3 protein-coding genes and 1 pseudogene are annotated in these 12,207 nt (G+C 61.7%); 2 read left to right on the top strand and 2 right to left on the bottom strand.

Going from position 1 to position 12,207, the window contains the following annotated elements; all coding sequences use genetic code 11:
• Positions 1-40 precede the first annotated feature (40 nt).
• Both AMC88_RS33230 and AMC88_RS21025 read left to right on the top strand, forming a co-directional pair.
• Positions 41-1,407: pseudogene (locus AMC88_RS33230) on the top strand (IS3 family transposase).
• A gap of 420 nt (positions 1,408-1,827) precedes the next feature.
• Entirely contained in the window at positions 1,828-2,181 is a 354-nt protein-coding gene (locus AMC88_RS21025; RefSeq protein WP_010014750.1) for a VOC family protein, read from the top strand.
• 50 nt (positions 2,182-2,231) lie between these two features.
• Here the strand turns inward: AMC88_RS21025 and AMC88_RS21020 are convergent, their stop codons facing one another.
• Together AMC88_RS21020 and AMC88_RS21015 are read right to left on the bottom strand one after the other, a co-directional pair.
• Positions 2,232-3,470: an OpgC family protein gene (locus tag AMC88_RS21020; protein WP_037116791.1), complete on the bottom strand. Its 1,239-nt coding sequence runs from the start codon at positions 3,468-3,470 to the stop codon at positions 2,232-2,234.
• A 100-nt stretch (positions 3,471-3,570) separates the two neighbouring features.
• Positions 3,571-12,090 carry a glycoside hydrolase family 94 protein gene (locus AMC88_RS21015; protein WP_064825746.1) on the bottom strand — a complete coding sequence of 2,840 codons (8,520 nt, stop codon included), beginning with the start codon at positions 12,088-12,090 and terminating at the stop codon, positions 3,571-3,573.
• Between the last annotated feature and the right edge of the window lie 117 nt (positions 12,091-12,207).

Raw genomic sequence — 12,207 nt, 5'->3', positions numbered from 1 at the left:
TGACCCCCGAAAGTTGGACATCCACCTTCGGGGGTTTTGCATGTCCAAATACAGCCTGGCTTTCAAGCAGTCTGTTGTTGAGTGTTACGGGAATGGCGAGCGTAGCTATCAAGAGGTGAGCACGCGGTTTGCCATTGATCCTGCGACCGTTCGCAAATGGGTAGCGAGCCATGCTGCGCATGGTTCGGCTGGATTGGTGAAGAAATTCAGCCATTATAATGCTGACTTCAAGCTATCGGTCCTACAGCGGATGTGGGAGGATGGGTTGTCCTATCGCCAGACGGCTGCGATCTTCGACGTTCGCAATGCCAGCTGCCTTCCGGATTGGGAGAGGCGATATGAACGGGGTGGGATCGAAGCCTTGGCCCCGCGCCGCAGAGGAAGACCTCGATCGATGCCCAAGTCGCCTATCATAGCCAGTGGACCAGATGCTCCACACAGTGACGATGCCAAGAGCCGTGAAGATCTGTTGGCGGAGCTGAACTATCTGCGCATGGAGAATGCCTACTTAAAAAAACTGGAGGCCTTAACGCAGCAACGAGCGCCGAAAAAGCGCAAGTCGTCGAAGCGTTAAGGCCGTTCCATCCGCTTGACGGGTTGCTTGCGCTTTCGGGCCTGGCGCGCAGCACGTTCTATTATCAGCAAAAGGCATTGTCCCGGCCCGACCGGCACGGAGTTCTCAAGGAGAGGATCAAATCGATCTTCGACACCCACAAGGGCCGCTACGGCTATCGCCGGGTGACGGCGGCGCTGCGCGGCTTGGGAGAGACGGTCAATCACAAGACGGTTCAGCGCCTGATGGTCGAGAGCGGCTTGAAGTCTAAGGTCAGGCCGAAGAAGTATCGATCCTACAGGGGCGAGGAGGGACGCGTGGCTCCCGATCTCCTCAAGCGGCAGTTCACCGCCGAGCGCGCCAATCAGAAATGGGTGACCGATGTGACGGAATTTAACGTGGCCGGCGAAAAGCTCTATCTCTCGCCGATCATGGACTTGTTCAATGGGGAAATCATTGCGTTCGAAACCGCTAGACGGCCGGTGTTCAAACTCGTCGAAAACATGCTCACCAAGGCCGTGAGCCGTTTGCAAGACGATGACCGGCCGATCCTGCATTCCGACCAGGGATGGCACTACCAGATGCCGGCCTGGCAGCGCATGCTTCAGAAACGTCACATCAATCAGAGCATGTCACGCAAGGGCAACTGTCTCGACAATGCTGCCATCGAAAGCTTCTTTGCCATTCTCAAATCCGAGTTCTTCCACCCCAACGACTTTGACAGCGTCAAGAGCCTGCAAGATGGGGTGGCAGACTACATCAACTACTATAATCATCAGCGTATCAAACTGAAACTCAAAGGGCTGAGCCCTGTACAATACAGGACCCAGCCCCTAAATCTCCCCAGCCTTTAGACCGTCCAACTTTTGGGGGTCAGTTCACTCCTTCCGGCCTTTTTGTTTGGCTGGGTAAGGCCAGTCCAATTCCGACGACATACTTCAGGGCTTGGTTTCCTTCCAAGACCGTTGCTGACGTCACACAGTAACCGTGGACCATGGGGCCGCCCCCTCTGCCCTGCCGGGCATCTCCCCCACCGGTGGGGAGATCGGTTGGGTGCGATGGTTTCTTCAGCCAACAACGAACATGTATTCCGCCCGGCGACGGAAAGGGACCAGGTTGCAACCACTGGCCAATCTCCCTCCTTATCGGGGAGATACCCCGCAGGGCAGAGGGGTGCCGCACGCTGCTACGCCGCCATTCCAAAGCCAACCCCGATTGACCACCCTGCCGATCTTCCTACCTTCCGCATTGTCCAAGCATCGGAAGGAAAGCCCATGAAGGTCCTGCGCATCGTCGCCAATATTGCAGCACCCGACATCACGTCGGCGCGGCGGTTCTATCAGGATGTCCTCGGTCTCGACGTCATCATGGATCACGGCTGGATCACCACCTTCGGCGCCGCGAGACCCATGAACGTTCAGGTGAGCGTCGCCAGCGAGGGCGGCTCCGGCACGCCGGTGCCGGACCTTTCGATCGAGGTCGACGATCTCGACGCTGCTTTCACGGCGATGTCGGCCGCCGGTTTTTCGATCGAATACGGCCCGGCGGACGAGCCCTGGGGCGTCAGGCGCTTTTATGTCCGCGATCCCCTGGGCAGGCTGGTGAACATCCTCGCTCACAAAAATTGAGCCGGCGGGCAGGGGCCGCCGGCTCCTCTATCTCAAGGCAAAGCTGGCAGCTATTTCCGATTGGTGCGACGATAGGTGTTTGCCGCTCCGCCGATCCGCACGGGCACCGGTACGGCGGCAACCTCGGTGACGAGCTTACTCTTGACCTTGCCCTGCTGACGCTTGTGCTCGAGATAGTAGGCATAGGCGAATTGCGTCGCGATGCCGGCGATGACAAAGATCGGGCCGACCAGCGGATCCTTGTTGGTGATGTAGAGCACCACTTGGCCGACCATGGCGAGGATCGTGCCGGCAACAAAGATGTTGAGCGAATGGCGGCCGAGGATCGTCAGGGGGTGATCCGCGGGACGCCGCAGGATGCGGGAGAATGCGGGGATGCTGATGATCAGGTAGGTCAGCGCCAGCACATGCAGCAGCCGCGGCAACGACAGGAAGGTCTTGTCGAAACCTGTTATAACCGGCGGCAGGCCAAGCGCTGCCAGCGAGTTGCCGAAAATCCAGAGATGACCTGTCACCCAGACGAAGGACAGCACGACGTAAGCGGCGGCGACCGCAAGCAATAGCGGATGCCGCGGGATTCGGCCGCCGCGCTTGATATGCAGGATCGAGATGATACCGATCGAAAATAGGAACTGCCAGGAGAGCGGATTGAGGAACCAATAGCCTTCGATCAGCATATTGTGCGGCGCCACCTGATAAATGCCGGCGAGCAGCCAGACCGTGCCCGAGACGGCAAGCGCCAGCAGCGAGCTTCGCTCGTTGAGGAGCAGGAGGATGGGCACCATCAGCAGCAACGCCCCGTACATGGGCAGGATATTGTTGTAGCCGATCTGGTGGCCGAGCAGGAGCAGCGCGGGGATACCGTCCTTGAGGTTCATCAGAACCGCCAGAATATTGATTTCGACAAGCAGTCCGGGCCGGTGGAACAGCCAGGCGCCGCAGATGAACAGCGCCAGTGTCATGAAGGTCGTAATCATATGGGCGAGATAGAGGGTGAAGGCCCGCTTTGCCGCCTTGATCGCCATTCTGATCCGGTTGCCCGGCTGGAAACGGGTTCCGTAAGCAAGGCCGACGGCAATGCCGGATATCAGCACGAAGGCCTCCGCGGCATCGGAGAAGCCGAAATTCTTCGTCGTGACATATTCGAAGAACTGCCCGGGAACATGATTGATGAAGATCATGATCAGGGCGAGGCCCCGCAGCACGTCAAGCCTTGTATCGCGCCCTGGCGCAGCTACGGATCGGGAACTGCGCTCGGTGCCGATGGCTTCGGTCCGCGTGCTTGCCATAGGGTGTCTCCTGTTATCCGATTTGCAAACGCGACGACGGCCAAAAGGGTTCCCTTTTGGCCGTTCGCGAATCGCCGTGATGTCTGCGTGGAGAAACGCTTTATCCGAGCGGATATCCCTCTTCGGGATCGGCGACTTCGCTGCCGTTGATCGACAGAGTGTAGCCGCTGGCGTTGGACGCTTTTGAGACCGAAATGCGGTATTTGCCGTCGCCCCGCTCGACCTCCGCCGCAAAACCGTCCCATTCCGACGGGAGCGACGGACGCACGTAAAGCCGGCCATCTTTCAACCGGATACCGAGAATGCCCTCGACGGCAGCCCGGTAGAGCCAGCCGGCCGAGCCTGTGTACCAGGTCCAGCCGCCGCGCGAGGTATAGGGCTCATGTCCATAGACGTCGGCAGCCACGACATAAGGTTCGACCCGGTATTGCTCGGCCGAAGCCTTGTCGAGCGCATGGGTGATCGGGTTGAGGATCTGGAAGCAGCGCAGCGCGTCGTCGCCCCGCTTGAGCTCCGCCAACGCCATCACCACCCAGGTCGCGGCATGGGTATATTGGCCGCCGTTTTCGCGCACACCCGGCGGATAAGCCTTGATATAACCGGGATCCCTGGCGGAATTGATGAAGGGCGGCGTGAACAGCCGGATGATGCGGGCTTCCTCGTCGACCAGTTGATCGAGCACGGCGTCCATGGCCTTGACGGCGCGGGCCGGGTCGCCCTCGCCGGACAGAACGCTCCAGGACTGCGCGATCGAATCGATCCGGCATTCCGGGCTTTCCTTGGAACCGAGCAGCGCGCCATCGTCGAACGTGCCGCGGCGATAGTAGCCGCCATCCCACCCCGCGGTTTCGAGCGCCTTCTTCAAGTCCTTGAGATGTGCAGACCAGCGCTTTGCGCGGGCCTTGTCACCACGCTCTTCGGCATAAGGGATGAAGGAGCGCAATGCTCCCGCCAGGAACCAGCCGAGCCAGACGCTGGTGCCGCGTCCACCGATGCCGACGCGGTTCATGCCGTCGTTCCAGTCGCCGCCGAGGAACAGCGGCAGGCCGTTCGATCCCTTGCGGGCGATGGCGAGATCGAGCGCCAGCGCCGCATGTTCGTAGACGCTCGCCTTGTCCTCGGAAATCTCCGGCTTGTAGAAGGAGTCGTGCTGTCCCTCGAGAAGCGCCGGACCTTCCAGGAAGGCAATTTCCTCGTCGAGCACGCTCTTGTCACCGGTGACGCTGCAATAGTGATGGATCGCATAGCTCAGCCAGACGACGTCGTCCGAGATCATCGTGCGGACACCGGCACCGGTTCCCGGCAGCCACCAATGCTGGACGTCGCCCTCGCGGAATTGGCGCGAGGCGGCGTTCAGGATCTGCCGGCGGGCGATCGAGGGTTCGTGCAGCAGGAAGGCCAGCGTGTCCTGCAGCTGATCGCGGAAGCCGAAGGCGCCGCTTGCCTGGTAGAATGCGGTGCGGGCCATGATCCGGCAGCCGAGGCTCTGATAGGGCAGCCAGGTGTTGACGAGATTGTTCATCCCGCGATCCGGCGTCGAGATCTGCAGCCTGCCGGTGAAATCCCGCCAGAAGCTGCGGTTTGCCTCGACGGCATCGTCGAACGAAACCTTGCGGACATCAGCGATGACAGTGCGCGCCTCTTCTTCCGTCGGCGTATCGCCGAGGAAGAAGGTGAAGTCGCGCTCTTCGCCGGCGCCAAGCTCGATGTCAATTGCCAGAGCCGCGGCCGGATCGCCGTCGAGCTCGGTGGCACCCGAAAGCGCAGCTGCTGACGTAACGGCCTGCGGCGCCTGGATCGTTCCCGCCTTGCCGATGAACTCGCGCCGGCTTGCGCAGACGCTCGAAGGCGTCTCGCTGGCCGCGAAGAAGGCGGTTCGGTTGGAGAAATCGATGCTGTAGGGATTGGTGGCAAACAGCGCTCCCGTCTCCCCGTCATGGCGCGACAGGATGAAGGGGGCCGTGCGTCCCGGATTGTTGCCGAGGACCCATTCGACATAACCATAGAGACGCAGCCTGCGGCCGGTCGAACCGGTGTTGCGCAGGCGCAGGCGCTGCAATTTTACCGGCTTGTCGCGGGCGATCGTCTGCGTCAGCTCCAGGGCGATATCGTGCTGGATGCTCGAGAAGACCGAATAGCCGAGCCCATGGCGGGCCTCGAAACGAACGTCCGGCCGGCGCGACAGCGCCGCGAAGGGCGTCATGACCGCACCGCTGTCGAGATCGGCGAGATAGAAGGCCTCACCCGAACGGTTGACCACTGCGTCGTTCGACCAGGAGGTCAGCTGGTAGTCGCGCGAATTGACGCTCCAGGTGAAGCCTGCGCCTTCGGCTGATACGTGAAAGCCGAACCTGTCATTAGAAATGACGTTGATCCAGGGCTGGGGCGTCGCATGCCCCCCGGGCAGGCGGACGACATATTCGCGGCCGTCGCGGGCAAAGCCGCCGATGCCGTTCCAAAAGTCGAGATCACCTTCCTCCTCGATGACGACGGCCGGCACGACAGGCGGCGGCACCGGCGCGATGCGCTTGACCGGAACCTTGTTGCGCTCGGCGCGCTCCATTTCCTGCAGTTCATCCTTAGAGGGCGCAAACAGGGCGACGGCGCGGTTGATCTGATCGATCACCTTGCCGTTCTTCGCGTGGAGGGTGACGCGGGAGGCTGCGATCACTGCATGATAGGTGCTCTCCTCCATCAGGTCCTTGCGAACCGCGAAGATATGCTGACGCAACCCGTCGGCCTGGCCCATGCGGCGCACGTTCTCGCACATGGCGTCGAGCGCGTGCTGCATGTCCTGCGCGTAGGAAGAGGCGCGTTCGTTCATGATGATGAGATCGGCGGTGACGCCGCGCGAGCGCAGATATTCCTGCGCCAGCAGTGCCTCGCGGGCGATATCGAGATCCATGTCGTCGTTGACGCGCAATGTGAAGATCGGGAAATCGCCGGAGATCGCCAGCGGCCACAGCGCCGATTGCGACTGCAGGCCGGCCTCGACGGTCGCTTCGTCCTTGCGCAATTGCATGTCGGGGTAGACGAGGTAGCGTCCGAGGTGCTGGAAGGCGGCCGCCTGCTGCGAGGTGACGCCGACATGGCGCATCTGCACCTGCGTGCGCGTCCAGGCCTGGACAAGCTCGTGGTTGAAGGCGTCGGGATGGCGGTAGCGATTGACCGCCTTGTCGACCTCGTCGCGGTTTGGAGCGGCGATCGTCCAGAAGAACACGCTGACCTTTTTGCCGGCTGGAACACGCACGGTGCGGCGCAGCGACATGACGGGGTCGAGCATGAAGCCGTCGCTGCCGGAAAGTGTCGCGCCCGGATCGAAGGCGGCCGCATCGGCGAGGCTGCGGCCACGGCCGATGAACTTGCGCCGGTCGGTCTCGAATTCGGTGTGACGGGTGTCGCCGGCATTGTCGACGATCAGATGTGCGATGCTGATGTTCGGCTCGTTCGGATCGCGTTTGTTGCGTTCGGCGCGAATGACGTCGCCACGTTTGCCGATCTCGGTCTTGATGAACATGCGGGCGAAGGCCGGATGCGCATTGTCGGTATCATCCGAGGTGATGACAGGTTCGAGATAGGAGGTGACTTCGATGAAACGGTCTTCCGTGCCCATGTTGAGCAGGGTGACACGGCGGGCCTCGGCATCATGCTCGGTCGCAATGATGCACTCCACCTCGCTCGTCAGATCACCAATCGTCTTGGTGAACTGCGCTTTTTCGTCGGCGAACTCGACCTTGATCTTTTCGCCTTCGACGCCCTTCGGCTCTGCTGTCGCCGACCACCATTCGTTGGTGGCGGTATCGCGCAGGAAGATGAAGCTGCCCCAGCGGTCTTCGGTCGGATCGGCCTTCCAGCGGGAAACGGAAAGGCCGTTCCAGCGGGAATAACCGGCGCCCGTCGCCGTCAGCATCAGTGAGTAATGGCCGTTCGACAGGAACACGAGTTCGCGGTCGCGCGAAGCCGGATCGCTGATCTTCCTGATCTCCGGCCGCAGCAGATCGTCCTGGATGCTGGCCGGCGTGTCGGATTCATGCTTGCCGCTCATGACGGGGATGTCGCGCGGCGCCTTTTCCTGCAGCAGCAGCTCGGCCGCCTCGATTACAGGATCGGAATGGAAGAGCTCGCGCAGATGGCCGTTGAAGGCGACGTTGGCGACGGCGGCGATCGACATGCCGTGATGGTGGGCATAATAATTGTAGACCACCGCGCATTTCTTGCCTTCAGGCACGCGCGTCGGCGTAAAATCGACGGCGTCGTGGAAGCCGAACTTGCCCAATGCGCCGACCTTGCGCAGTCTCTGCAGGTTTTCCAGTGCGCCCGGCGGGTCGTACTGGCTGGCGAGCAGCGATGCATAGGGTGCGATGACGGCATTGTGGCCGAGGCCGCGCTTCAGGCCGAGCGTCGGCACGCCGAAGTTCGTGTATTGGTAGTTGAGGTTATGGTCGCGGGCATTGAAGGCCGCTTCCGAAATGCCCCACGGGATACCGAGCTTGCGGGCATAATTCATCTGCTCGACGACAACCAGATTGTTGGTCTGGTTGAGAATACCGCCGCCGCGTTCCTGCATGACGAGCGGTGGCATCAGATATTCGAACATCGAGCCCGACCAGGAGACCAGCGCGCCGCGCGATCCCACCGGCACGACCTGGCGGCCGAGACGGTACCAGTGCTCCGTCGGCAGATCGCCCTTGGCGATGCCGAACAGGCTGGTCAGGCGGCATTCGGACGCCAGCAGATCGTAGCAGGCCTGATCGAGTTCACCGCTTTCGACGCGGTAGCCGATCGACAGCAGGCGCCGTTCCGGCCGGAACAGGAAGCCGAAATCCATCGAGAAGGCGAGATCGCGGGCCTTGTCGCGCAGCGCCACCAGCCGCGGCCGGAGCGCATCGACCTTGGACAGGTCGAAGGTGCTGTCTGAAATATGCGCCTCGCAGACCTTCACCAGCGATGCCGCCCATTGGGTGACCTCTTCGCTCTGCTTCGACTTGACCTCATGATCGAGATTGGCGGCGAGCTTTTCGATGTCGCGCGCGAGAACGGCAAGATTGATGATACGGATCGAGGCGAATTCATGCTCGCGCTTGACGGCAGCAAGCGCATTCTGGAAGCCGACGATGCGTTCTTCCAGGCGCCGCCGCAGCGGCCGTACGGTCTTGCGGTCGTCGGGCAGATCTGCCAGCACTTCGCCCAAAATGCCGGCCGTGTCGCCGACCCCGTCGAGATTGCCCTGCATGTGAGCCGACGGGGCCTCGGCCCAGTTGCGGCAGGCCGACGAAATGGCGATCAGATGACCGGCGAGATTGCCGCTGTCGACGGCCGAGACATAACGCGGCCCGAGGGTCTGCAGCGTATCGGTGTGATACCAGTTGAACAGATGGCCGCGGAATTTTTCCATCTTGTCGATCGTGGCAATCGTCTGCTCCAGCCGCTCGAGCGTCTCCTCGAAGGAGAACCAGCCGAAATGCCGGCCGGAGACGACGGAGAGCAGATAGACGCCGATATTGGTCGGCGAGGTGCGGGCCGCGACGATGACATGCGGCGTTTCCTGGATATTGTCAGGCGGCAGGTAATTCTGCTCAGGTGTGGTGAAGGTCTCGAAATAACGCCAGGTGCGCCGGGCGATCTTGCGCAACTCGCTCGACACGGAGTCGGCGACCTCAAGCCGGTCCTCGGTCTCCGCCGACTGGCTGACATACCAGGCGACGACGGGCGAGAGAATCCACAGCAGTGCGAAGGGAATGCCGACGAGGAAGGCATTGTCGCCGGGAAGAGCGGCGAAACCGAGCGCCAGCAGCGCCAGCACCGGCGCATGCCACATCTGCTTGTAATAGGAGGCGAGGGTGCCTTGACCGCCGGCCTGAACGCTGGCGGCCGTCCTCCACTGCAGCATCAGCTTGCGGCTGACGAACAGGCGGTAGAGCGACCGGCCGATCGCATCCGCCATCATGCAGGCGGAGTCGGCGATGAAGACGATGCGCAGCGCAACCTGCGCATTGGCGGCGGTGATATCCGACCAGACCGTATAGAGATGGGCGCGGGCGACGATATCGCTGGTGCGCGGGATGATGCCGTTGATCAGCGACAGCGTCGGCGCCACGAAAAGGCAGAAGATCAGCAGGATCTGCCAGACGAGCGCGCCGAGCGGCCCCATGAAATACCAGCCGAGCACGGAAGCGAAGAACCAGGCGATCGGCGTCAGCGAGCGGCGCAGATTGTCGAACATCTTCCAGCGGCCGAGGGCGGTGACGCCGTATTTCGGATTGAACATATAGGGCAGGAGCTGCCAGTCGCCGCGAGCCCAGCGATGCTGGCGCGAGGTCTCGACCTCGTAGCGGATCGGGAAATCCTCGACCAGCTCGAGATCGGTGACGAGGGCGCAGCGCGCCATCGAACCTTCGAGAAGGTCGTGGCTGAGCACGGAATTCTCTTCGATCCGGCCCTTCAGCGAGGCTTCGAAGGCATCGACGTGATAAAGCCCCTTGCCGGTGAAGGTGCCCTCGCCGGCGAGATCCTGATAGACGTCGGAAACGGTGAAGACATAAGGGTCGAGGCCGCGATTGATCGAAAAGACGCGCTGGAAGACCGAAGCGTCCTTGCCCGTCGTCAACGACGGCGTCACACGCGGCTGCAGCACGCCGTAGCCGCTCTCGACACGGCCGGTTTTCGGATTGATCACCGGACGGTTGATCGGATGATAGAGCTTGCCGACGAGCTTGGTGACGGCGTCGCGCATCAGGCGCGTGTCGGCGTCGAGCGTCATGACATATTGGACATTGGCCGGCACGGCATTGGCGCCCGGCAGATAGGTCGTGTCGCGGTCGCCGCGCAGCAGCATGTTCAGCTCGTGCAGCTTGCCGCGTTTGCGCTCCCAACCCATCCAGACGCCTTCCGAGGCGTTGTAGAGGCGGCGGCGATGCAACAGGTAGAAACGTGTCTTGCCGTCATAGGCATAACGGGCGGAAAGATTGGCGATTTCGCGCCTTGCATAGTCGAGAACCTCGAGATCGGCGGCCGTCTCCTCGACGTCGCTGTCGGGCCAGTCGCTGAGCAGGGCGAAATAGATTTCGCCGCGCGGATTGGCGAGATAGTGGACCTCGAGATTGCGCACGTGGTCGTCGACGCTGTCGCGGTTGGAGATCAGGCAGGGCACGACGAGCAGCGTGCGCGCATCTTCCGGAATGCCTTCCTTGAACTCGTAGCCGACGAGACGCGCCGGCGTCACGAAGAAGGAAAGAAGCGTGTTGAAGAGGCCCGTCGCCCCCTCCGATGCCGGCAGCGAGAACATGATCAGCAGCACGGCGATTTCGAGCGCCCCCATGCCGGCACTCGCCATGAACTTGCCGACAACAGCCATGGCAATAACCGTCAGCAGCATGACCGGTACGGCAATTGCCAGCCAGTTGAACTGGCGCACGGCGCGCACGAAATGCTGGGTGATCGTCGGGCGATAATTCGCCCGCGCCTCGAGCTTGGGTCGCTGCGCGCCGGACAGGAAGCCGCCGACATTCGGTTCATGCGGCTGCGGTTCGCCGGAGGCCTTGGCGGCATCCGTCATGTCGAGCGCCAGCTGTGCGATTTCCATTTCGGTCAGCGGCGAACGCTTGGCGAGCTTTTCGATCTGCTTTCGATATTTGTTGCGCGAGCCGGAATCGAGAATGCCGTAATCCGAATGTTCCCAGAGCAGCTTGTCGACATGGCTGACCTGTTCGACCCAGACCGACCATTCGGTATCGTCGATCTCGCGCAGGCTGCGGATGATGTTGCCCATCGTCACGTTGCCGGAGGAGAGACGGCTGTGTTCCGCCGTCGTCGCCTCTTCGGTATTGCGGCCAAGCTCTTCCAGCCGCTCGTCGAGCCAGGTGATCGCCAAGCTCGAGGTCTGCGATCCGTCACGCAGGCGGTAGAGGAACTGCGTCGAGAAGGTATTGTCCTCGGCCAGCGGTTCCAGCGTCTTCAGATAGGCGGCGGCCTTGGCCGGATCGGTCAGGCGCACCAGCTCGTCGGCCGCCTCATTGGCGAGGCGGCGCAGGCGGCGGCTGGCTTCGACACGGCTCGAAATACGGCGAAGGTTTTCGACGAGCACGTAGCGCACCAAAGATGGCAGCGCCCACAGTTCGCCGATCCTCAGCGTCTCGTTGGCCTGGAAGCCGTCGACCAGTGCCGTCAGGCTTTCCTGCGAGATCGTGCTGTGGGTATGGGCGACGTAGAGCCAGGCAAGCACCAGGGTGCGCGGAATCTCGACTCCGCCGACGGACATGGTCGGCAATTCGCGGTAGAAGCGGCGGGGGAAGTCACGCCGCACTTCCTGGATCGCCTCCTCGACGATGTAGTGATTGTCCAGCAGCCACTCCGCCGCCGGCGTGATTGTCTCGCCGGCCTCGACATCCGTCGCCGTGGTACGGTAGACGCGCAGAATTTCCTTCTCGTTTTCCTTGTGGCGCGCGAAGAAATCGAAGGCGGCGAAAGCCGGCAGCTTGCTGACGCCGTTGCGGGCGACTGCATCGCCCATCGCCTTGATGTCCTCGATGGAAAGATAGGTCGAGCGGATCGAATCATTGTGATCGATCTGCTTCATCTCGGGTTCGCGGGAGAGGCTCGGAGAAAGATTGGCAATAGACATGGGTTCGGTTCTGGATCCAAACAAAGTTATGGCTGGTTTTGCTCAGCCTTTTGCACTGCTTATCATGACTGCTACATGAACGGGCCCGGATTCTTCGAAGATCGATGAAGCCGGGCA

Source organism: Rhizobium phaseoli, assembly GCF_001664385.1.
Lineage (GTDB): Bacteria > Pseudomonadota > Alphaproteobacteria > Rhizobiales > Rhizobiaceae > Rhizobium > Rhizobium phaseoli.
Note: the sequence above shows the minus strand (reverse complement) of the source record. Positions and strands in the feature narration are given on the sequence as shown.